Genomic DNA, 21,099 nt, shown 5'->3' with positions numbered 1-21,099 from the left:
CTCGAACGCGACGGGAGCGCAAAAGCACCCATAGTGGAGCCCGATCACGGATGCAAGGGTGTCACGCTGGGTGAGCTTGCGATAACCGTATCACAGAGGGCCGGACGGGGCAATGACGACAGGCACTTGCGTAACTCTGGCGGAAATTAGCGTTCCAAACTGCCCGCGAAGGCGTCCAGGGAGAGGGAGCGCAGGACGTTGCGGCGCATGCCGGATTCCACATCGTGAAGGCGCTGGGCGGCCATGGAGATCCAGTCGAAATCCACAGAGGCGGCGAGACGGTTCAATTCAGGGGATATATCGGAATTCCGAAGAAGGTTCGAGGTTCCTTCTTTCAGGAAAAGCAGGTCTTCGAGAATCGAATAACTGGCGCGGAGGAGTTGCTCGGTTTTTTCCTTACCTTCGGCTCCCGCCCGATAAGTTTCCGTGGTGCGGAAGAGAGGTGAGTGGTCGTCGGGGTTGACGGCCGACATTAAGAGCGTGAGTGCGTCTTTGCGAGCGGCGGTGTAGCGTTCAAGGTCGAAAGTAATGGCTTTGCCGCAAGCGCCGCCACAGAGGCGGGCGACGAGCGAGCGCGTGGGGGCGTTCCAGTCGGGACGCTTCTTTGCCAGATACTGCTCTACTTCGGCAACGGTCAGAGGCGCCAATTGCAGCGTGACACAGCGGGAACGGATGGTCGGCAGGAACTCGCCGGGGTTGGTGGTAAGAAGAAAGATGGTGGCGAACTCGGGTGGCTCTTCTAAAACCTTGAGCAGGGAATTCGCAGCTTCTTTCATGAACGCCGAGTCAGTAAAGATGTAGACGGCGTGGTCGCCCTTGCGCGGCCGCTTGTAGATCTGGCCGATGACATGGCGGACCTGGTCGACTTTGATCATCATCTGCGGAGGATCGGGAGGGATGATGAGGACGTCGGGATGGGTTTGGACGAAGATTCGCGTGTCTTTCTTGTCGGTTTCGCGGAGACCCTCGCGGGTTTCGACGGCTTCGTCGAAACGCTTCTCCAGGTCGTCGGCTTGGGCGATCTCAAGGCAGTTTTCGCAATGTCCGCAGAAGTCAGGTTCGCCGGTCAGCGGCGGGTTCTGGCAGTTCATCGCCTTGGCGATCATCTGCGCGAGCGTGTATTTGCCGGAGCCTTCGGGGCCGGAGATGATCATGGCATGCGGAAAGCGGTCGCGTGACATCATGCTGCGCACGAGATCGACGGTGGCCGGATTGCCATGAAAATCGGAGAAAGGCATACGTAGTTTCTAATTGTAATCGGGAACTAGGAGGGACTTAAGAGGCGCCTTCTTACTTCGGCGACGATGTCGGCGTGCACCACGTCCTGTTCGCGACGGGCGTCAACCATGTAGACGCGCTGCGGTTCGCGGGCGGCGATTCTCAAATAGGCTTCGTGAACGCGCTCGAAGAACTTTCTATTCTCACGCTCAAATCGATTTTCGTCGGCGTCTTCCCCAGATTTCCTGGTGGTCTGCTGGTTGCGGCGACGGGCGCGAGCGACGCTGGCACTCACCTCGGAGTCCATCAAAACGGTCAGATCGGGGTTGAGTCTGGCGACGGCGCGATGAACGGCAAGCACAGTCTCCGTGCCGAGTTCGCGGCCTCCGCCCTGGTAGGCCTCGGACGAATCGGTGTAGCGGTCGACGAGCACGTACTTACCGGCGGTGAGTGCTGGTTCAATGATCTCGTGAATCAACTGCGCCCGGGAAGCAAACATCAGCGCCAACTCAGCCCGAGGCGCAAGGCCCTGGGTGCGGGAATTCAAGAGAATGGAGCGAATTTGTTCGCCGATTGCGGTGGTGCCGGGTTCACGGGCGGTGACGACGTCGAGTCCTTCAGCACGAAGCACGTCGGCGAGGCGGTTGAGCTGAGTACTTTTGCCGCATCCGTCGAGACCTTCGAAGGTGATGAACTTTCCGCGCTGTGTGGGGCTCACGAGCGGCCATCATAGCAGAGGGCGAAAGCGTTCTCCGTGAGGTCGAATCGAGCAGAAGGATTCGCGGGTCGCCCCGGAAATTGCGGGAAACGTCACAAGATAGCACCAGAGTATCCTGCAGCAACGGCCGCCATCATTTACGATAGGGCGCCTGGCCACGATGTGGCCAACGGGAGCACGCATGAAAAAGTTCGCCGCATTTCTGCTTCTCGTCGTATCGGTCTGTAGCGCGCAAATCCAGGAGCCGAACTCACAGCAACCGTATCCGGGGACAATTCAACTTACGGTTGACGCTTCGGCCGCGCCCACCCGCCTCTTCCACGCAAAGATGTCGATCCCGGTGAAGCAAGGTCCGATGACACTGCTTTATCCGAAGTGGATTCCGGGTGAACACGGCCCCACGGGACCGGTGGTGGACCTGACTGGACTGAAGATAACGGCCAACGGACAGCCGCTGGCGTGGCGGCGAGACGACGTGGAGATGTATGCGATTCACGTTGATGTCCCGGCGGGAGCAAACTCGCTGGATGTGGCACTCGACTACACGTCACCCGTGGATCAGGGCATTTATACCGGCGGGCCGACGGCGAGCGCGAAGATGGGCGTAGTGAGTTGGAACACCCTGCTGTTGTATCCGGCGGGATACCGGGCGGACCAGATCACGTATAAGCCGGCGCTGAAGATTCCGACAGGCTGGAAAGCCGGAACAGCGCTGCCGCTGGCGACACAAACCGGAGACACGATGGACTTCAAACCGGCGTCGCTGTACACGCTGGTGGATTCGCCGGTGATCATGGGCGAGAACTTCAGGACTTTGCGGTTAACCGGGGCGGCTGAGAATCCTCCGGTGCAAATGCATGTGGCCGCCGACAGCCAGGATGCGTTGAAGTTTTCGGCGGAAACAGACCAACATCTGAAGAATCTGCCGGGCGAAGCACTGGCGCTGTTCGGCGCGACTCACTATCGCGACTATCACTTCCTGCTGTCCCTTAGCGACCACGTTGCGCACTTCGGGCTGGAGCATCACGAATCGAACGACACACGGATTCCCGAAAGAACCATGACCAGTGCCGATTACTACCGGATCATGGGAAGCGTGATTCCGCACGAGTACGTGCACTCGTGGAACGGGAAGTACCGGCGTCCGGCGGGATTGAATACGCCGGATTATGAGCAGCCCATGAAAGGAGAACTGCTCTGGGTTTACGAGGGCATGACCGATTACTTCGGCGAGATCCTTATGCCGAGAACCGGCTTGTGGACTCCGGATCGGTACCGCGAGAACCTGGCGCTTATGGCGGCGGAACTGGATAACCGGTCAGGCAGGACATGGCGTCCCTTGGTGGATACAGCGGTGAGCGTGCAAACCCTGAACTACGCGCCGCGTTCGTGGACTGACTGGCGACGCACCGTGGATTATTACGAAGAAGGAAACCTCATCTGGCTGGAAGCGGATGTCACGATCCGGCAGTTGACGAAGGGGCAAAAGTCGATGGATGACTTCGCTCATTTGTTCTTCGGAGCACCCTCGCTGGGAGCCAACCAGATTCCGGCAGCCAAGCCGTATACGTTTGACGATGTGGTGAACACGCTGAATCAGGTGGCGCCGTATGACTGGAAGAAGTTCCTTAACGACCGACTGACCTCGACTTCGCCACGCGCGCCTTTGGGAGGAATCGAAGGCGGCGGGTGGCGGTTGATCTATACAGACCAGATTCCCGCAGCGCTGCGGACGAAAGAAGACATCCAGCAGTACACGGACGTGAGCTTCTCGATTGGGCTCCAAATCAAGGAAGATGGCACGATTTCAGACTCGTGGTTTACGAAACCGGCGGCGCAGGCGGGGATCATGCCGGGGATGAAATTGATTGCGGTGAATGGAAGGAAGTTTTCTCCACACATTCTTCGCACGGCGATTCGCGAGGCGAAAGGAACTCAGCAGCCAATCGAGTTGCTGATCCAGAATGCGGAATTCTTCAAGACATACAAGCTGGATTATCACGAAGGTGAGAAGTATCCGCTGCTGCAGAGGAATGAAAAGCCGGACGTCTTGACGGACATCATCAAGCCGCACGCGACGAAGTAACGCTAAGGCTGTAAACGAGAAGCCCGGTCGCGAGCCGGGCTTCTTAGTTTCCAAAGAAGCGAGTGCATGCGGCGCGGGCGAATTAAGACAAATTCGTACGAGACTCAAACAAAACCTGTATATACTGTCGTGCATCTTTCTGCGGCTGCGTTGCGCAGATTCGAAGTGCACCCATGAATACAGTTGTTCCGGCTTCCCACATGGCAGAGGTTTCGCATCGCACGCGCAGGCGGATTTTCTTTCGCATACTTCCGTATGTGTTCCTGCTGTACATCATTAACTTCATCGATCGGATGAACGTGTCGGCGGCGGCGCTGGAGATGCCTTTCGATAAGGAAGTGCTGGGGATCGGCTCAGGCATTTTCTTCATTGGCTATTTCGCGCTGAATATTCCTGGAGCCCTGATTGTCGAGAAGTCGAGCGCGCGCAAACTGATCTGCGCCATCATGGTGCTGTGGGGACTGGTGACGATGATGACGGCGTTCGTGCGAACGCCGACGCAGTTCTACGTAGTGCGGTTCCTGTTGGGTTTCGCCGAAGCGGGTTTCTTCCCAGGCATCGTGGTGTACCTGACGCACTGGTTTCCGAATGAAGATCGGGCGAAAGCGGCTGCATATTTCATGGCGGCGATTCCGGTTTCGTCCGTGCTGGGCGCGCCGCTCGCGGGGTGGTTGCTGGGGGTGCGCTGGTTTGGTCTCGAAGGATGGCATTGGTTGTTCATCCTGGAAGGAATTCCGGCGGTGATCTTCGGAATCGTCACGCTGTTCTATTTGACCGACTGGCCGCATGAGGCGAAGTGGCTGAAGACGGAAGAACGCGAATGGCTGGTCAATCAACTGGAGCACGAGAAGCAAGCCAAGTTGAAGGTCCGCAAGTATGGCGTGTTTGAAGTCTTCTACCAGCGCGAAGTGCTGACGTTGACGGCTGTTTACTTCCTGTTCGGAATGCTGGTGTACGGGATTGGCGTGTGGCTGCCGACGATTGTGAAGGGTGTGTCCGGCGAATCGAACCTTAACGTGATGCTGTTGTCGGCGATTCCGTATGCGGTTTCGACGGTGGTAATGCAGATCAACGGGTGGCACTCGGACAAGACAAATGAAAGGTTGTGGCATACGGCAATTCCGCTGATGCTCGCGGGTGTGTGGCTGTCGGTGATGTACACGGCGGAGTTGAGTACGGTTGCGATGATGACCGTGCTGGTGCTGCTCACCGCAAGTTACCAGGCGATCCTGCCGACATTCTGGGCGATTCCGAGCACGATACTGGGCGAGGCGGCGGGAGCGTCGGCGACAGGGTTCATCAACTCGATTGGAATGCTGGGCGGGTTCTTCGGTCCGGCGTTGATGGGGTACATCACGCAGAACTCGCATACTTTCAAGCCCGCGTATGCGATGCTGGCGGTCTGCATGTTTGTGGCGGGATTACTGGTGCTCTCGACGAGAATCCGGAAGCCGGAAGCTACTTAAGGCTGGCGAGAACTTCTGCCGGTTCCGCGCGGAGGGTGTAGTCCTCGTTTGCCCAGGAGTAGCGGATGGTGCCGTCCGGAGCGATGGCGAAGGTGGCAGGCAGCGGGAGCGACCAGGAATCGTCTCCGTTGATGTGCGGCAGGTTGATGAACACGGTGGCGAACAACTGCTGCTGGTAATCGGGAACCTGATACGCAATCCCAAATTGTGAAGCGACTTTGTTACCGGGATCGCTGAGGATGGGGAAGGCGATCTTGTGCTGGTCGCGCATGAAGTCGCATTGCGGGACGGACATGGGCGTAACGGCAACGATGTTTGAGCCTGCAGCTTTCACCTGTGGCAGCGCTCCCTGCCAGGCTTCGAGAGTGGCGCAACAGAAGGGACACCAGCGCCCACGGATGAAGGTAACGATGAGCGGCCCTTGCGATAGTAGATCGGCGGATTTGACGGTCTTGCCGCGTGCGTCAGACAGAGTGAATGTCGGAGCTTTGTCGCCGATTTTGAGAGCGCGTTGCGCGAGAGCGGCATGGCGGAACTCTTCAGTGGCGCGATCGTTGACCGCCTGAGTTGCGGCGGGAACAAAGCGGCGCATGAGAGTGCGACGTTCATCCAGTTCGTCGCGCAACGTTGCTTTCAACGGTTCCGGTTCTGATTCAGAAACACCACGCCACTTCATCGGCCATCCCCTGCACGAATCATAGCAGTTGCCGACATTCGCGGGCTGACAAGTCAACCCGACTCCACCGAGAATCATCGGAACCTCAAAACCCTTCGCAACCGCTGAGGTCTGCTGACCTTAATCTTTCCAACCCCAAGCCTATAGAGGAGTCCTATGTTTCATCATGTTAAAGAATTGCAGTTCAATGCACGTGTTTCCGGACCCGACCCACGGTTCGCGAAGTTGCTTCTGGAGCAGTTCGGAGGAGGTAACGGTGAACTGAAAGCAGCCATGCAGTACTTCACACAGGCATTCGGTTGCCGACAGGCGTATCCGGAGAAGTACGACATGCTCATGGATATTGCGACGGAAGAGTTCAGTCACCTGGAGATCGTGGGTGCGACGATCACGATGCTGATGGGCAGCGCGAATGCGGAGTTGAAAGACGCTACTGAGCAGAAGGTCATGAAGAATGTGACGAAGTCCATGACCGAACGCGCGGAGATGATCCACGAAGCGGCGACGAATCCCGAATTTCTGGTCCTGAGTGGCGGCGGGCCGACGGTAACGAATGCCGCCGGAATTCCCTGGAACGGAAATTACGTAAACGCGAACGGAGATCTGACGGTGGACCTGCGGTCGAACATCGCAGCGGAATCGCGAGCGAAGATCGTTTACGAGTACCTGATGCAGTTCACGGATGATCCGCTTGTGCTCGAATCACTGCGATTCCTGATGACGCGCGAGATCTCGCACTTTCAGATGTTTCAAGCGGCGCTGGATACGATTCAGCCAAACTTCCCGCCGGGAATTCTGCAGGGCGATCCGCGGTTCACGCACGCATACTTCAATATGTCGGATGGCGCGAGCGCGCGCGGGCCATGGAATGAAGGCTCGGGACCGTGGGCAGACGGAGGCAAGTGGGAGTACGTCGGCAATCCTCGGGAGGCAGTTGTAAAAACCGGAGGTCTGGTGGACTTTCCGCAGACCGATCCGGCCTCTGAGAAAGACATCCAGAAGATGGACGAGAAGCTGAGCAAAATGCGAAGCGAGGAAATTAAGAGCAAAGTTCCGAAGGGCGAGAATCAGTGGTCGGCATATCCGCAGACCCAACTGGATTCGCCGATGAAGAAGGCGAGCTAGAAACACAAAAGGCGCGGATCACTCCGCGCCTTTCCTGCATTCTGGGCTGGGTTATCTTCCGAAGCCGCTCGGCATTCTCATGCCGGCGAGCTTGCGCGAGAAGCTTGCCTTGCCCATGTCCTTGAACATCTTGCGCATCTGGGCATACTGGCGAAGCAGGTTGTTAACGTCCTGAATCGTGGTGCCTGATCCGCGCGCGATGCGCTTGCGGCGTTGGCCGTTGATGACGTCGTGGTGATCCCGCTCGTACTTCGTCATCGAGTTGATGATGGCTTCCACGCGCACGAGTTCCTTCTCGTCGAAGTTGTCGGCTGCGGCCTGAAGTCCGGCAAGCGGCCCGACTTTCGGCAACATTCCGAGCAAGCTGGAGAACGAGCCCATCTTTCGAACCTGCCGGAGTTGATCGCGGAAGTCTTCGAGGGAGAAGCCGTCGCCGCCGAGAGCCTTCTTGGCGAAGTCTTCGGCTTTCTTCTTATCGATGTTCTGCTCGGCCTTTTCGATCAGCGACATGATGTCGCCCATACCGAGGATGCGTCCGACGATGCGATCGGGGTGGAACGGCTCGAGCGCGTCGTACTTTTCGCCGATGCCGATGAACTTGATTGGCTGGCCGGTCACGCTGCGAATGGAGAGCGCCGCGCCGCCGCGTGCGTCACCGTCCATCTTGGTGAGGACGACGCCGGTAAGCGTGAGGCGCTTGTGGAATTCGTCGGCTGACTTGACGGCGTCCTGACCGGTCATGGAGTCGGCGACGAAGAGGATCTCGCTCGGGTTGAGCTGAGCCTTGAGCGCCTGCATTTCTTCCATCAACTGTTCGTCGATGTGGAGACGGCCAGCGGTGTCGACGATGAGCACGTCGCAGCCGAAGGTGGCGGCTTCGCGACGAGCTTCTTTTGCCAGGCGAACGACGTTTTCAGTGTCCGCCTTCTCCAGCTTGCCAACATAAATGGGAGCCTTGATGGCGTCGGCGACAACTTTCAACTGGTCGCGGGCGGCGGGACGGTATACGTCGACCGACACGAGCATGGGGCGGTGTCCGCCCTTCTTCAGCCAGTTCGCGAGCTTGCCGGAGGTGGTGGTCTTACCGGAACCTTGCAGTCCAGCCATAAGAACGACCGTGGGCGGTTGGGACGAGAACTTGAATTTTGCGGTGTCGCGCCCGAGCAGGCCGGCGAGTTCGTCGCGGACGACCTTTACGAGTTGCTCGCCGGGCGAGAGGGCGGTCATCACCTCAGTGCCGAGGGCTTTTTCGCGGATGTGATCCGTAAGGTCTTTGACGACCTTGACGTTGACGTCGGCTTCGAGCAGGGCCAAACGGATTTCGCGCAGGGCTTCGCCGATATTCTCTTCGGTGAGCTTGCCCTGTCCGCGCAGGTTCTTGAATGTTCGTTGAAGTTTCTCGGTTAAATTGTCAAACACAGTTCAATTATATCGGGAGCAGCGGGAATCGCGGGACCGTGCGAACCGGGCACGATCCCGCCAAAAGGTGAGATGCAGGCAGTTCAGGCCCAGTTCTTCATGATTTCCCCGAAGCATTCGAGTCCGCTCGGAATCACAGCTCCGTAGCCGTGTCCCGGTTTGGTCCACGCGCCCGCAAGATAGAGGTTCTTGATAGGAGTGGTGTGGCCGATCCGACGCGGGTTGGAATTGTCGAGCGTCTGGTCGAAGCCGTAAATGGCTCCTCGGTAATTTCCGGTGTACCGAATGTTGGTGAGCGGCGTGCCGATTTCCTTCACCTCGATAGCCTTACCGAGCCCCGGCAGTACCTTCTCAGCCTGCTTGATGAGAATTTCGGCAATACGGTACTTCTCCTTGTTGTAAGCGGTCTTGTTGCCCTTCCAGTAATCGGCCTCGAAGGGTTTCCAGTGCTCGTATCCCTGGAGCGTGAGGATATTGACGGTGTTCTTCCCTTTCGGTGAGTAGCCTTCGAACAGGTTGTCGTAGAGCGAGAGGCCGAATCCGGGATTGGTGGTGTCGCAGTTCAGGGCTGCTTTGTAGTCGGCTTCGGGATCGTAGCTGGTGTTGTAGAAGATTTCGGCGTCCTTGATACCGACTTCGCGGACGAGGTCTTTCTTCAACCCGAGAAAGACCTGGAAGCAGGAGAGGCTGACGCTGTAGCTATCGAGCTTGGTCAGGTAGTCCGCCGGAAGCTGTTTCGGATCGAGCATGGTGTGGAAGGTGGAATAGCCACTGGCATTCGAGACCACGACTTTGCCGAGGTATTCGGTCTTGTCGGCGGTCGCAACGCCATAGGCCTTGCCGTCTTTCACAAGGATCTTCTCGACCTGGCTGTTCAACATTACTTTGCCGCCACGCGACTCGATAAATTTCACGAAAGCGTTGCTGATGGTCTGCGAGCGTCCACGCGGGTAAAAGCCGCCGGAGGTCAGGTACGAGTAAAGCGGTCCGGCGTAATACGTGCTAGCAAGCTTGGAGGGTGGCAGTCCGTAATATCCCCACTGCGCGGAGATGATGCCCTTGAGCTTCGGATCTTTGATGATGGGGTCGACGATCTGTGCCCAGGTGCTGCCGGAATACTTATAGAGGTGCGGGAAGTCGATGGGGAAGCGACTGAAGTCGACGTTGCCACGCGCTTGAAACAACTTGCCGAAATCGTTCGCGAGGCCTGCCATGTCGTCGAACAGCGTCTTGATCGAGTCCTTTTCGGCGGGGAATGCCTTCGTGAGCTGATCGACGAAGGAGTTGATGTTGCGATTGGCGACGGTGAAATCGTGTTGCGGAAAGATGGCGCGGAAGAGAGTCGGGTGCGGAACAAATTCCACGTCGGTGATTTCGGGGAAGCCGGGAATCAGATTGAAAACTCCGTTGCGGTCGCCGACGGTGGTGGAGTGCAGAGAGACGTCGAACTCGAAGCCGCCGGGCCGCTGGAAGCTTGTCGCATATCCGCCAGGGCGGTCGTGCTGTTCGAGTACGAGAGGCTTAAAGCCCTGGCGCGCGAAGGCAGCCGCGCAACTCAGGCCGCCGAGACCGGAGCCGATGATGACGGCGTCATATTGATTCTCGGGAAGCGTGGAAGCGTCGGCGAAGGGAAGAGAATCCCAGTCGAGTCCGACGAACGCGGCGGATGCGATCAGGGTTTTGAGGAAGTCGCGACGTTTGCAGTCGGAAGAGGGCATGGCGGTACCTCCGCTCTCTGAGTTGCGAGCGACGCTAGGCCCGGGAGCGGTTCACTGCAAGGAGAACAGTCACGCGCGCAGGTGATAATTCGGGCGCCACGGCGAGGGGCAAACATCAGCGGTACAATTCGTGACCATGCACCGTCGCGAAGCCATCAAGCTAACTGTTGGGACAGCCGCTTCCATCGCCATCTTCAACCATTCGAATCTGTTCGCCGAGAGCTTTGTTTCGAAGCGACCTCCCGCACATCAACGCAAGTTCGTGAGCGAAGCGGTTGAGGCGAAGATCGCCGAAGTGAGGAAGAGACTCGGTGATACCGAACTTGCGTGGCTGTTCGGGAACTGCTTCCCGAATACGCTCGATACGACAGTCCGCTACCAGACGCTTGACGGACGCCCGGATGCATTCGTCATCACCGGCGATATCCCTGCAATGTGGCTGCGCGATTCCAGCGCACAGGTCTGGCCCTACTTGCCGCTGGCGAAAGAGGATGCAAAGCTGCGCGACCTAGTGGCGGGGGTTATCAACCGCCAGACGCGGTCCATTCTTATCGACCCCTATGCAAACGCATTCAATTTCGGATCTGAGGGCGGTGAATGGAAAGACGACCTCACGGCGATGAAGCCGGAATTGCACGAGCGCAAGTGGGAGATCGACTCGCTCTGCTACCCGATTCGGCTGGCACACGAATACGCGCGAGTCACGAATGACGTGTCGCCCTTCGACGCCCGTTGGAAAGAGGCGATGAGGCTGGTCCTGAAGACCTTCCGCGAACAGCAGCGATTTGATGGACGCGGACCTTATTCCTTCCGTCGCAAGACTACAACGCCGAACGATACGCTCAACCTGAACGGCTTCGGCAATCCTGTCCGGCCATGCGGACTTATCGCGAGCGGTTTTCGTCCGAGTGACGATGCCTGCATTTATCCGTTCCTCATTCCGTCGAACCTGTTTGCGGTGGTATCGCTGCGGCAATTGCATGATCTCGCGCAGCGTGTCCACGATGATGAACTGGCGAAGAACGCGCTTGGTCTTTCCGATCAGGTTCATGCGGCGGTGATGAAGTTCGGAGTTGCACAGCATCCGAAGTACGGCCAGATCTATGCGTATGAGGTGGATGGCTTCGGGAATCAGCTATTCATGGATGACGCCAACGTGCCGAGCCTGCTGGCGCTTCCGTACCTGGGCGCTGCGAACAACGATGATCCGGTGTATCGCAATACGCGGACGTTCGTGCTCAGCGAAGATAATCCGTACTTCTTCAAGGGAAAAGCTGCGGAAGGAATCGGGGGGCCGCACATCGGAATGAACATGGTTTGGCCGCTCTCGATTATTGTTCGCGGCCTGACGGCGAATGACAAAGCGGAAATGAGTATGTGCCTCAGCACGCTTCAGCGCACACACGCTGGGACCGGATTTATGCACGAGTCGTTCGATAAGGACGATCCCGCAAAATTCACGCGCCCATGGTTCGCCTGGGCGAACACGCTGTTCGGAGAGTTGGTACTGAAGTCGCTCGCCTGACGAACGACTTCAACACTTTTCGAGACAGTGGTAGGCGTGCTTCACGCGGTCGAGTGCCTCTTCGACGGTGTCACCGATCGCGCTGAGGTGTCCCATCTTTCTTCCCGGGCGCGGCGTGTGTTTCTCGTAAAGGTGCAGACGAACGCCGGGGATCGCCAGGGCAGATTCGAAATCCGGATGACTTCCTTCGAGCCAGAGGTCGCCGAGCAAATTTGCGATAGCAGCAGGACGAAGCAATTCCACTGAGCCCAGCGGCAGATCGCAGACGGCGCGCATCAGTTGCTCGAACTGGCTGGTGACGCACGCACGCTGGGTGGCATGAAAGCTGTTGTGCGGTCGAGGAGCGAGTTCGTTGACGAGCAGGCGGCCGTCCGTGGTGACGAACATTTCGATGGCGAGCAGGCCTTCGATCTCGATTTTGCGGGCGATCTCGTTGGCAATTTCAGAAGCGTCTTTGGTGATGCGTTCGGAAACCGGGGCAGGCGTTACGGACCACGCGAGGATGCGCTGCTCGTGGTAGTTCATCGCCGGAGGAAAGACCATGGTCTGTCCGGACGGACGGCGGGCGACCATCATGGAGACTTCGCACTCGAGGTCGAGAGTTTTCTCGGCGACGACCAAGGGTGCGTGGAGCGCATCCCAGGCTTCCGCGGCTTGGGTGGGTGAAGTGATCTCGAACTGGCCCCGGCCGTCGTACCCACCAAAAGCAGCCTTGGCGAACACGCGGGGTCCGACTTGCTCGATGGCTTCGGCGAGTTCCTGAACCGAAGCAGCTTTGCGGTAGTCACCGATAGGAAAGCCGTGCTTCGCGAGCCAATCTTTCTGCTTGGCACGGTCCTGGATAATTTCAAGCACTCGCGCTGAAGGGCGTACCGGCGCGAAGTGGGCCGCGGCATTCAATGCGTCGAGACCGATCTTCTCGATTTCGAGTGTCAGCACATCGCAGTGCTTGGCCATGGTGACGGCAGCTTCGACGTCGCTGAAACTGGCGGCGATGGAGTGATCGGCGATGTATCCGGCGGGACAGTCGCGATCGGGATCGATGACCTGGATGCGATAGCCGAACGAGCGCGCAACCATGGCGGTCATGCGGCCGAGTTGGCCTCCGCCGAAAAATCCAATGGTGGAGCCGGGAAGAATAGCAGCCACTACGGCAACTCCTGTTTGAGGACTTCTTCACGACGCGCATTGCGCCAGGCCTTCAGCTTCTCGCGCAGTTCAGGACGCTTGTTGGCGAGTATGGAGATGGCGAACAATCCGGCGTTGGCAGCACCAGGCTTGCCGATGGCGAGTGTGCCGACGGGTACACCCTTGGGCATCTGCACGATGGAGAGAAGGGAGTCGATGCCCTGCAACATCGTGGCGGGGACGGGCACTCCCAGAACGGGCAGGGTGGTTTTTGCCGCCACCATGCCCGGCAGATGAGCCGCGCCGCCCGCGCCAGCGATGATGACTTCGAGACCCCGCGATTCGGCAGTCTCGGCGTATTCGATCATCCGGTCAGGAGTGCGGTGGGCAGAGACGATCTTCATCTCGTGAGGCACGCCCAATTCTTTCAGGATTTCGGAGGCGGGAGTGAGCATGTCCAGATCGCTCTTCGATCCCATGATGATACCGACCAACGGAGAGCCGGCGTTTGTGTTTGCCATGACGGGATTATTTCACCAGAGCAGGGAACGAGCACAAGACTTTCGATGATGTCGCTTGCTGACGAAGTTGGAGGTGTCCGGCGGGAGGATGGATTGGGGAAAGCTGATCGTCGAAATGCCAGATCCAGTGCGGCATATCACATACGGCGCTGACGGGTGGTATTTAGTATCGCAAGGCCTTCATTCGAAGTGTGGCGGGCGCCGGGAGACAGTTCTTTGGTGGCGGGAATCCACCAAACGAAAACGCCCCGGGCGCAACCGGGGCGTTCCTATATGCCCATCGAAGGGAGGTGATGCGTATGCAGCGTTCTAGACTCCGGTTTGCCATTCGGATCGACGATCGATTCGTACTGGCGACCGCTGTGAGTCTGGTGGCGTTAGCAGCCATCGTGCTATTGCTTCTTCGGAAGTAGCAGCACCGCCGTCGATGTCTTCACCATCGGCGGCGAAACTTCAGGCTTTATTTTACCCCTCTCGTCAACCGGTCATTTCCGCTGTATGATCTTGCGCCATGTTGGGTGGGAAGACCAGTGAGCAGTGGATTGCGCAGTACGCCTCGAGCCATCAGCATCCGGTAAATCGCATGTGCCACACGTTCGGGATCCCGACGATTGTGGTGTCTCTGCTGTTGGGGGTTGGGGGCTTTTGGCATCGTCCACTGTGGAAGTGGGCGCTAGCGCTGTTTGTTGTGGGATGGGTGCTCCAGTTCATCGGCCATGCATTCGAGCGAAAGTTGCCAGAATTCTTCCACGACTGGCGCTTCCTGTTTGTGGGATTGCGGTGGTGGGCCGCAAAAATCAGGGGTCGTGCCTAAGTTCCGAAGTTCATATTCACCCCCGGTAAGACCAATACTGCATACATCGATGGGGGTGAGCGATGGCATTACAAGCAGGAACACAGGCAGGGCGGGACTTCAGCTATCGAACGGAGAGCATTGAGAACGGCTTGCTCGTGATGTGCAAGGGCCGACTTGTGGCAGGGGCGACATCCGGGTTTCTTGCCGACGTAAAAATGATGTTTCGGCCCGATCAAAGGATCGTGCTGGACCTCTGTGATGTAACGCACCTGGATAGCTCAGGGTTGGGAGCGCTGGTTCAGGTTCTGGTCTCGTCGAGGTCAGCTGGATGCCGCCTGCAACTCTACAATCTAAGCAGGCCGGTGAAGCAGTTGTTCGGCATAACGCATTTGCTGAATGCGTTTGAGAACTGCGGGGCTTATCTGACGAAGATGCCGTAAGCGGTGGGTTGGGTACGTTCAGCTTGCCCAAACGGGGCAACTTACGTAATAATAACGGTTTGCACCCCTGCTCCCAGTGTGTCTTGAGGGCTGGCAGGCTGGTGTTGCCGGTTTGTCCTGATCGGTCGTTCCAATCGGTCTAATCCGGAAATTCAACAAAAGGAATCAGTTAACGTGCTGATGATTCGTTTAGCGCGCGTTGGAGCGCGCAAGCAACCGTATTACCGTGTCGTCGTGATCGAGAAAGACCGTGCCCGCAATGGCCGTTCTGTTGAGGTCGTTGGCCAGTACAATCCGCGCACGAACCCCGCGACTGTGAACATCAAGCGGGAACGTGTGGATTACTGGGTGGGCAAGGGCGCGCAGATGTCCGATCGCGTTCGCGTGTTGGTTTCGAAGCTGCCCGCGGCTACAACCGCAGCATAGTTGTAGTCCCACGTTTGCCCAAAGAAGGCAGACATGGGGCACCGATAACTTTCGAGGGAACGAATGCCCCAAGTCACTGACGAGCAGGTGAAGACACTCGTGACCGACCTCGCTACCGCCCTGGTGGGCAGCAGCGAAGGTGTGGAGGTCGAGCAGTTCGATGAAGAAGGCGAAGTCGTCTTCGAACTCACCGTTCCGGAAGAGGCGATGGGTAAGGTGATCGGCAAGTCCGGACGCACCGCCAAGGCATTGCGCAGTGTGCTTGACGCCATCGGCGAAGTGCAGAACAAGCGCTACGTGCTCGACATTGTCGAATAACGATTTCGTCACCATCGCGCGCGTCGTGAAGACGCAGGGCCGGCGCGGCGAAGTGGCCGTCGAGATGTTCAGCGACTTTCCCGAGCGGTTCGAGGATCGTCGCAGGGTTTTTGCGTTGGATCAGAAAGACCAGCGGCGCGAGTTGCAGGTCGAGGACTTCTGGCCACATAAGGACTACATGGTCCTGAAGTTTGCCGGGATTGATTCGATCAGCGATGCGGAAACGCTGCTGAAGTGCGAGATCCAGGTACCAGCCACGGAGCGGACAAAGCTCGAAGAAGGTTGGTATGTGAGCGACCTGATCGGCTGTGTGGTTTTTGACCAGGCACGCGAGGTCGGCACGGTGGCCGACGTGGAGTTTGGCGCTGGAGAGGCGCCGGTGTTGCTGGTTCGCCAGGGCCAAACGGAGCACATGATTCCGTTGGCCGAGCAGTACACGAAGCTGGTGGACACAGCAGCAAAGAAGATTCAGTTGCATCTGCCCGAAGGGATGCTGGAGATTAATGCTCCGCTTTCCTCGGATGAGAAGCAGAGGCAAGGCAACGAATGAAGTTCGAGATCATCACGATTTTTCCCGACTTCTTTCGTGGCCCATTCGATTTCGGCATTATCCGGCGGGCGAAAGAGGCCGGACTGGTCGAGATCAACATCCACGATCTGCGGGTCTTTACCAAAGACAAGCACAGAACGGTGGATGACCGCCCATTTGGCGGCGGCGAAGGCATGGTGCTGAAGCCGGAACCGATCTTTGATTGTGTTGAGTTTCTGCGGGTTACGTCGAAAGCGCAGCGGGATACGAACCGCGAGTCGGTAATCCTGCTTTCGCCCGGCGGACGCCGGTTCGATCAGAGGATGGCGTCTGAGTTGGTGAGGCTGGAGCGGGTAACGGTGATCTGCGGCCGGTACGAAGGGGTGGACGAGCGCGTGGCCCAGCACATTGCTGATCGCGAAGTTTCGGTCGGCGATTTCGTGCTGAGCGGCGGCGAACTCGGAGCGGCGCTGATCGTGGACACGGTTACGAGGCTCATCCCGGGTGCGCTCGGGAATGTGGCGTCGGCGAAGCAGGAGTCGTTCACGGCAGACGAGCATGTGCTCGACGGCGAGCCGGATTCGACCTGCGGGTCAGGTGGATTGCTGGATTATCCGCATTACACGCGTCCGGCGGATTACCGCGGCATGAGTGTGCCGGAGGCGCTGCTGAACGGCAACCACGATGAGATTCGCCGGTGGCGGCGCAAAGAGGCGCTGGCAAAAACCCTGCGGAACCGTCCAGAGTTGCTGGACGAATCGGAATTGAGTAAGGAAGACCGGAAGCTGCTGGATGAGCTTCGGCGGGAATTAGAGACGGTGTGATCCCACCCTTCGCTGCGCGAAGGATGGGGCACCCGAGAACAAGTTCAGAAGTAAAAGATCCTGCGCACGGCGCAGAAGGTAAAGGAAAAGAAAAATGTCTACATCACCCATTCTTCAGCGACTCATCGCCAAGGCGCAGCGCACCGATCTGCCGAACTTCAAGCCGGGCGACACCGTACGCGTACAGGTCAAGATCAAGGAAGGCGACAAGGAACGTCTGCAGGCGTTCGAAGGCGTTGTGATCAAGAAGACGTCGGGCGCGCAGGCCAGCTTCACGGTCCGCAAGATGAGCTTCGGACACGGCGTGGAGCGTATCTTCCCGATGAACACCCGCGTCATCGACAAGATTGAAGTCACCCGCCAGGCGAAGGTTCGCCGCGCGAAGCTGTACTATCTGCGCGGACTGCGTGGCAAGGCTGCCCGCCTGAAGGAACTGGATACCCGCCAGACCGCAGCGAAAGCCTAACGGCAGCAGCTCTGGCTGGAAGATTGAACCCCGAGTACACGTGCGTGTGCTCGGGGTTTTTGTTCGCAGGGTGTGCAGAGTATTGCGCACAACCGGCCAGCGTCTCTGGACGTCATAGTTGTTGAGAGCTCTGCGATGCCCCTTACCCGGATGTATGAAGAAACGGAAGTTTCCTCCGACCTCCAGCGCGTTTACGGCGATATCCGAGCAAGTTTCGACGTTCCCTGGGTTCCCAGCACCTTCAAACTAGCCGCCGGATGTCCCGCGTACCTGAAGACAATGTGGGATGACCTAGGGCCGGTGGCACGATCGAAAGAGTTCCAGACGGCATCTCGCGCACTCGAGGAGTTCGTGCGCTCGCTTGCAGTGAGCGATGGATGGCATTTTTCCTCTCAGGCTCGGCTTCTGGCAGCGCAGAAGTTTTCCATTGGGGACATTGAACAACTAGGCGGAATCCTGAGCGTGTTTCTGCGGTCCATCCCGAAGCTCGTCCTTTTTTCCCGGCTGATGCAGCGTGGATATTCCGGCGGCCAAAGTGGAAGAGTCTCCGCGGGGAAACAGGCTTCGGCACTCGCACGCATGATGACACTGAACGTGCCGAACGAACGAGAAGCTGGCATCCGAACATGGCTCATCTACAACGACATCCGCAAAGCCTTCGGCATGAAAAATGTATCGACTCTCTTCCGGGTGATCTCGCCTTACCCGGGGTACCTCGCCTCAGTCTGGATGGATTCCAAAAAATTGATGAGCCAACCGACATTCGTGCGTGCAAAAGACGAGGTCTCGCGGCGTTCGCTTGGGTTGGTTGCAGGATTGCCAGTGCGCGACCACCGGAAGCATTTGAAAGATATGTCCCCCGATCAGTGGCGCGATGTCGAGGAGATGGTGGACAACTTCGCGCGGCTAGCGCCGCAGTTCGCGCTGGTTGCGGCCGTCTGGCAAAGAAGCTTCCCGCAGTACGCCTCACAGAACGTGGCAGCGTAGGCGGTGCCGTCCGAGCGGTGAACGAGACACAAATCGTTCTCAAGCGCCTAAATGGACGGGATCGTATGAGACCAATTTGGAACTAGGCTGCCTAGCCGACCTCAGATTCCCATTGACCCCGCCCTGCCGTGGTAACAGAATCCAGCCATCGGTTCAAAACACTGGCAGGCCGACCGAACCTGGGAATACATCGCGAATCTCTTCTGGCCAGAGGCGATGCGTTGATCCCGGGTTGTTCATGCAGTAGTACGGCCCGGGATACTCCCCTTTCTTGCAAACTCGTCGTCCCTCCCAAGGGAGTCGCCCTTTCCTAACTGAACGGAGGGAATGCTATGAGAAAGTTCCTCGTACTGCTGTTCGTGTTTGCGTGTTACCTACAGATGTATGCCGCTCCAGTGAAGTTCACATTCTCGGGAACGGTTCGGTACACGATGTTCAGTCCAGATAATCCTTTCGAAACGGCGATACAGAACGGAACGCAGCTTACAGGCAACTTCATTTTCGACTCGCAGTCACCTGATACCTTTCCCTATCCAGATCCCAACACGGGCACTTACGTCTCATCCGGCGGACCTTACGGGATGATGGTGAATATCGGCGGAATGATGTTAGCCATACCGACGGTGGCCATTTATGTGGAGAACGACTCGAATGGGCACGACTGGTACAGCGCGAGTGCAGAAGCCGGAAATCAGGCGGACCAGCAGGATTATCTTTTGCTGGAACTCTATCTCGATAACGACGGAGGCACCGTATTTAAGGATGACAGCCTTCCTTTAATGCCGCCGGCGCTCAGTTATTTCGAGAGCGGTCTGAGTACGCATGGGTTCGCTATTATCGGGCAACAGACAAAGAATGGCGTGTTTTACCAGTTTGAAATAGATGCCCATCTCGACCACTTTGGAATCCCGGAACCAGCGTCGTTCGTGATATTCGGAGGGGGACTGCTTGTGTTTGCGGTTCGGGTGAGAAGGATAGTTCATTGACGTGAACGCATCGCCAGAATGATGCGCGCAAATGGTCAGGCAACGAAACGTCGCGAGGCTTCGTACGTCGCATGGGATTCGGCCCGGTGCCAATTCGGGAAATCTTCGCGCGGAATAACTGCAGCGGTTCCGTTCCATCCGTCTATTCCGGACTATGATTCGCCGTGTCAGGGCTCGATTTAGCCAGGAGGTAACGATGTCCAACGGCGGAAATGCAGCAGCAACGCCCGCGACTGCGAACATATCGCAACGGCGAATGATCGAGTGCATTGTGAGCGCGGGGTATTGGGCGAATCATCTCAACCTTTACGCGGAAAAGATGCAGGTGCGGGCGGACCGATACACGATCGTCGCCAGCCTCATCAGCGTTGTTACCGGGTTGAGTGCATGGGGAGCAATTGCGGCGAAAACCGGATGGTGGGCACAGGCGCTGGTCGGAGTGATGGCGTTTGCCGCAGCGGCGGTTTCGGTGATTCCCAAGGTGAGAGGCTACGGTGAATGCGCGATCAAAGCCGCGCCACTGGCAACGGAATATGGCGCCGCTCTCGGGATGCTGGAAGATGCGGTACTTGAGATGCAGTCAGACAAACAGGAGCAGTTGCAGAGCGCTCAGATCCATGCACGGCAGGCACTGAACGTTTTCGATTCCATACGAGCGAAGAAAAACGCCCTTCGACCATTCCCCACCGATCTGGCGCAGGACATTACGAGTAAAAGAGAAGAACTCATCAGACAACAGGAAGCGCTTGTGACGGCTCCGAAAAATTGAGAATCAGAACATCGGGCCCAGACGTCATTCCTCTCACACCAATGCACTCGGTTCAAGTGACACTCTGAACAAGCGAAAAGGGTCGCTTTGCGCGACCCTCTGCGAGATTCCCCACGTCCTTATTTGCGCGCACGTTTCCTCAGCAACAGTGCGGATGCACCGGTACCGAAAAGAATGATCGCAGCAGGCTCCGGAACCGTTGGAACGGTCCCCTGAGTCCTAAAAGTCAAATCGTCGAAATTACCGTACACAGCCGGCCCAGACGTATGCTGGCTGGAGAATTGAACATACGCGATCACGTTGCTTCCGGCATCGAAGGTAAGCGTTTGGAAAGTGCCAAAACCGGCATCGCCATAGTTGATTGGGTAATAGACGGTACCGAGCAAGTTGTTGCTTGCATCGAATGCCTGAAGCCAGGGCTTATTTGTCGGAGTTCCGAGGTATTCCGGCGGAAGCACAGCCTGGGCGTTAATGGCAACTACGCTCTGGGCCGTGTCAAAGGTGGCCCTGATTCCTCCCCAGCGAGCATCAAAGAAGGGCAGACCCGTGCCGAACAACGAAACCACATTGCTCGTGCCGTCTCCACGGGCGTAAATGTTCGGTCCGGTACCGTCCAATCCACAGCCTACACACGAGAATGTCACCCCGGTGTAGTAATTGTTGATAACGGTTCCGTTCGGAATGCCATTGAAATCCACAACATCGGCCATGGCAGATGAGGCGGCAAATGTCACAAGCAGTACCACAAGGACTGCCAAACGAATTTTCATGCAACCACTCTCCTGAAATTTTGAAACGGTGTTTGCAAATCAGACTTACTGCGGGTGAGAGAGCTACTTGCAACTTGGCTGCCAACCGGCCAAGGAGATGTAAATTCATTTGTTATCAGAGATAAACGACGTAGTTTGTCGTATGGCGAGAGCGACGGATGTGCAGCAAATTGCAGCTAAAGGAGGAG

General features: G+C 57.4%; 22 protein-coding genes. 14 read left to right on the top strand and 8 right to left on the bottom strand.

The window, feature by feature from the left end:
• Window positions 1-146 precede the first annotated feature (146 nt).
• Complete coding sequence (locus VN577_17930; GenBank protein ID HWR16710.1) at window positions 147-1,238, bottom strand: hypothetical protein; 1,092 nt, start codon at window positions 1,236-1,238, stop codon at window positions 147-149.
• Window positions 1,239-1,264: 26 nt separating this feature from the next.
• Complete coding sequence (tmk, locus tag VN577_17925; GenBank protein HWR16709.1) at window positions 1,265-1,936, bottom strand: dTMP kinase; 672 nt, start codon at window positions 1,934-1,936, stop codon at window positions 1,265-1,267.
• A 181-nt stretch (window positions 1,937-2,117) separates the two neighbouring features.
• Between tmk and VN577_17920 the strand changes: the two genes are divergently transcribed.
• Together VN577_17920 and VN577_17915 are read left to right on the top strand one after the other, a co-directional pair.
• Window positions 2,118-4,022, top strand: coding sequence for a hypothetical protein (locus VN577_17920; GenBank protein HWR16708.1), 1,905 nt, complete (start codon window positions 2,118-2,120; stop codon window positions 4,020-4,022).
• Window positions 4,023-4,195: 173 nt separating this feature from the next.
• Window positions 4,196-5,488 carry an MFS transporter gene (locus tag VN577_17915; GenBank protein ID HWR16707.1) on the top strand — a complete coding sequence of 431 codons (1,293 nt, stop codon included), beginning with the start codon at window positions 4,196-4,198 and terminating at the stop codon, window positions 5,486-5,488.
• Here VN577_17915 and VN577_17910 read toward each other — a convergent pair.
• Window positions 5,481-6,164 (bottom strand): peroxiredoxin-like family protein, encoded by a 684-nt coding sequence (locus VN577_17910; protein ID HWR16706.1) that lies wholly within the window; start codon window positions 6,162-6,164, stop codon window positions 5,481-5,483. The genes VN577_17915 and VN577_17910 overlap by 8 nt on opposite strands.
• A gap of 156 nt (window positions 6,165-6,320) precedes the next feature.
• On the opposite strand from VN577_17910, the gene VN577_17905 reads away from it, so the two are divergent.
• Entirely contained in the window at window positions 6,321-7,289 is a 969-nt protein-coding gene (locus tag VN577_17905; GenBank protein ID HWR16705.1) for a manganese catalase family protein, read from the top strand.
• A gap of 51 nt (window positions 7,290-7,340) precedes the next feature.
• Here VN577_17905 and ffh read toward each other — a convergent pair whose 3' ends face one another.
• Together ffh and VN577_17895 are read right to left on the bottom strand one after the other, a co-directional pair.
• Window positions 7,341-8,708: a signal recognition particle protein gene (ffh, locus tag VN577_17900; protein ID HWR16704.1), complete on the bottom strand. Its 1,368-nt coding sequence runs from the start codon at window positions 8,706-8,708 to the stop codon at window positions 7,341-7,343.
• Between the two features lie 83 nt (window positions 8,709-8,791).
• Complete coding sequence (locus tag VN577_17895) at window positions 8,792-10,426, bottom strand: NAD(P)/FAD-dependent oxidoreductase (protein ID HWR16703.1); 1,635 nt, start codon at window positions 10,424-10,426, stop codon at window positions 8,792-8,794.
• A gap of 136 nt (window positions 10,427-10,562) precedes the next feature.
• Between VN577_17895 and VN577_17890 the strand changes: the two genes are divergently transcribed.
• A complete protein-coding gene (locus VN577_17890) occupies window positions 10,563-11,951 on the top strand; it encodes a glycoside hydrolase family 125 protein (protein HWR16702.1) in 1,389 nt (462 codons plus the stop codon).
• Window positions 11,952-11,960: 9 nt separating this feature from the next.
• On the opposite strand, the gene purK is transcribed toward VN577_17890, so the two are convergent.
• A complete protein-coding gene (gene purK / locus VN577_17885; GenBank protein HWR16701.1) occupies window positions 11,961-13,100 on the bottom strand; it encodes a 5-(carboxyamino)imidazole ribonucleotide synthase in 1,140 nt (379 codons plus the stop codon).
• On the bottom strand, window positions 13,100-13,600 hold the full coding sequence (purE, locus tag VN577_17880) for a 5-(carboxyamino)imidazole ribonucleotide mutase (GenBank protein ID HWR16700.1): 501 nt from the start codon (window positions 13,598-13,600) through the stop codon (window positions 13,100-13,102). The genes purK and purE overlap by 1 nt, the downstream gene beginning before the upstream one ends.
• 511 nt (window positions 13,601-14,111) lie before the next feature.
• On the opposite strand from purE, the gene VN577_17875 reads away from it, so the two are divergent.
• The 10 genes from VN577_17875 (at window position 14,112) to VN577_17830 (ending at window position 20,141) form a co-directional block, all read left to right on the top strand.
• Window positions 14,112-14,414, top strand: coding sequence for a DUF962 domain-containing protein (locus VN577_17875; GenBank protein ID HWR16699.1), 303 nt, complete (start codon window positions 14,112-14,114; stop codon window positions 14,412-14,414).
• A gap of 62 nt (window positions 14,415-14,476) precedes the next feature.
• The gene (locus VN577_17870) at window positions 14,477-14,836 is read left to right on the top strand and encodes an STAS domain-containing protein (GenBank protein ID HWR16698.1); all 360 of its coding nucleotides are present in this window, start codon (window positions 14,477-14,479) and stop codon (window positions 14,834-14,836) included.
• Window positions 14,837-15,016: 180 nt separating this feature from the next.
• Window positions 15,017-15,262: a 30S ribosomal protein S16 gene (rpsP, locus tag VN577_17865; protein HWR16697.1), complete on the top strand. Its 246-nt coding sequence runs from the start codon at window positions 15,017-15,019 to the stop codon at window positions 15,260-15,262.
• A 63-nt stretch (window positions 15,263-15,325) separates the two neighbouring features.
• Window positions 15,326-15,580, top strand: a complete 255-nt coding sequence (locus VN577_17860; GenBank protein ID HWR16696.1) for a KH domain-containing protein — start codon at window positions 15,326-15,328, stop codon at window positions 15,578-15,580.
• Window positions 15,570-16,130, top strand: a complete 561-nt coding sequence (rimM, locus tag VN577_17855; protein ID HWR16695.1) for a ribosome maturation factor RimM — start codon at window positions 15,570-15,572, stop codon at window positions 16,128-16,130. The genes VN577_17860 and rimM overlap by 11 nt, the downstream gene beginning before the upstream one ends.
• Window positions 16,127-16,933 carry a tRNA (guanosine(37)-N1)-methyltransferase TrmD gene (gene trmD / locus VN577_17850; protein ID HWR16694.1) on the top strand — a complete coding sequence of 269 codons (807 nt, stop codon included), beginning with the start codon at window positions 16,127-16,129 and terminating at the stop codon, window positions 16,931-16,933. The genes rimM and trmD overlap by 4 nt, the downstream gene beginning before the upstream one ends.
• 94 nt (window positions 16,934-17,027) lie before the next feature.
• Window positions 17,028-17,399: a 50S ribosomal protein L19 gene (gene rplS, locus VN577_17845; GenBank protein HWR16693.1), complete on the top strand. Its 372-nt coding sequence runs from the start codon at window positions 17,028-17,030 to the stop codon at window positions 17,397-17,399.
• Between the two features lie 135 nt (window positions 17,400-17,534).
• Window positions 17,535-18,386 (top strand): halocarboxylic acid dehydrogenase DehI family protein, encoded by an 852-nt coding sequence (locus VN577_17840; GenBank protein ID HWR16692.1) that lies wholly within the window; start codon window positions 17,535-17,537, stop codon window positions 18,384-18,386.
• 332 nt (window positions 18,387-18,718) lie between these two features.
• Window positions 18,719-19,372 (top strand): PEP-CTERM sorting domain-containing protein, encoded by a 654-nt coding sequence (locus VN577_17835; protein ID HWR16691.1) that lies wholly within the window; start codon window positions 18,719-18,721, stop codon window positions 19,370-19,372.
• 196 nt (window positions 19,373-19,568) lie between these two features.
• On the top strand, window positions 19,569-20,141 hold the full coding sequence (locus tag VN577_17830; GenBank protein HWR16690.1) for a hypothetical protein: 573 nt from the start codon (window positions 19,569-19,571) through the stop codon (window positions 20,139-20,141).
• 119 nt (window positions 20,142-20,260) lie between these two features.
• Here VN577_17830 and VN577_17825 read toward each other — a convergent pair whose 3' ends face one another.
• Entirely contained in the window at window positions 20,261-20,911 is a 651-nt protein-coding gene (locus VN577_17825) for a PEP-CTERM sorting domain-containing protein (protein ID HWR16689.1), read from the bottom strand.
• Window positions 20,912-21,099 lie beyond the last annotated feature (188 nt).

It is taken from the genome of Terriglobales bacterium, assembly GCA_035561515.1.
Taxonomy (GTDB): domain Bacteria; phylum Acidobacteriota; class Terriglobia; order Terriglobales; family Acidobacteriaceae; genus DATMXP01.
This window is presented reverse-complemented; position numbering and strand designations above follow the sequence as displayed.

Bases quoted from the DNA above. Each gene is read 5' to 3' on its own strand.
- VN577_17930 (HWR16710.1), bottom strand. From the start codon at position 1,238: ATGCCTTTCTCCGATTTTCATGGCAATCCGGCCACCGTCGATCTCGTG.
- VN577_17920 (HWR16708.1), top strand. From the start codon at position 2,118: ATGAAAAAGTTCGCCGCATTTCTGCTTCTCGTCGTATCGGTCTGTAGC.
- VN577_17915 (HWR16707.1), top strand. From the start codon at position 4,196: ATGAATACAGTTGTTCCGGCTTCCCACATGGCAGAGGTTTCGCATCGC.
- VN577_17910 (HWR16706.1), bottom strand. From the start codon at position 6,164: ATGAAGTGGCGTGGTGTTTCTGAATCAGAACCGGAACCGTTGAAAGCA.
- VN577_17905 (HWR16705.1), top strand. From the start codon at position 6,321: ATGTTTCATCATGTTAAAGAATTGCAGTTCAATGCACGTGTTTCCGGA.
- VN577_17895 (HWR16703.1), bottom strand. From the start codon at position 10,426: ATGCCCTCTTCCGACTGCAAACGTCGCGACTTCCTCAAAACCCTGATC.
- VN577_17890 (HWR16702.1), top strand. From the start codon at position 10,563: ATGCACCGTCGCGAAGCCATCAAGCTAACTGTTGGGACAGCCGCTTCC.
- purE (HWR16700.1), bottom strand. From the start codon at position 13,600: ATGGCAAACACAAACGCCGGCTCTCCGTTGGTCGGTATCATCATGGGA.
- VN577_17875 (HWR16699.1), top strand. From the start codon at position 14,112: ATGTTGGGTGGGAAGACCAGTGAGCAGTGGATTGCGCAGTACGCCTCG.
- VN577_17870 (HWR16698.1), top strand. From the start codon at position 14,477: ATGGCATTACAAGCAGGAACACAGGCAGGGCGGGACTTCAGCTATCGA.
- rpsP (HWR16697.1), top strand. From the start codon at position 15,017: ATGATTCGTTTAGCGCGCGTTGGAGCGCGCAAGCAACCGTATTACCGT.
- VN577_17860 (HWR16696.1), top strand. From the start codon at position 15,326: ATGCCCCAAGTCACTGACGAGCAGGTGAAGACACTCGTGACCGACCTC.
- trmD (HWR16694.1), top strand. From the start codon at position 16,127: ATGAAGTTCGAGATCATCACGATTTTTCCCGACTTCTTTCGTGGCCCA.
- rplS (HWR16693.1), top strand. From the start codon at position 17,028: ATGTCTACATCACCCATTCTTCAGCGACTCATCGCCAAGGCGCAGCGC.
- VN577_17840 (HWR16692.1), top strand. From the start codon at position 17,535: ATGCCCCTTACCCGGATGTATGAAGAAACGGAAGTTTCCTCCGACCTC.
- VN577_17835 (HWR16691.1), top strand. From the start codon at position 18,719: ATGAGAAAGTTCCTCGTACTGCTGTTCGTGTTTGCGTGTTACCTACAG.
- VN577_17830 (HWR16690.1), top strand. From the start codon at position 19,569: ATGTCCAACGGCGGAAATGCAGCAGCAACGCCCGCGACTGCGAACATA.
- VN577_17825 (HWR16689.1), bottom strand. From the start codon at position 20,911: ATGAAAATTCGTTTGGCAGTCCTTGTGGTACTGCTTGTGACATTTGCC.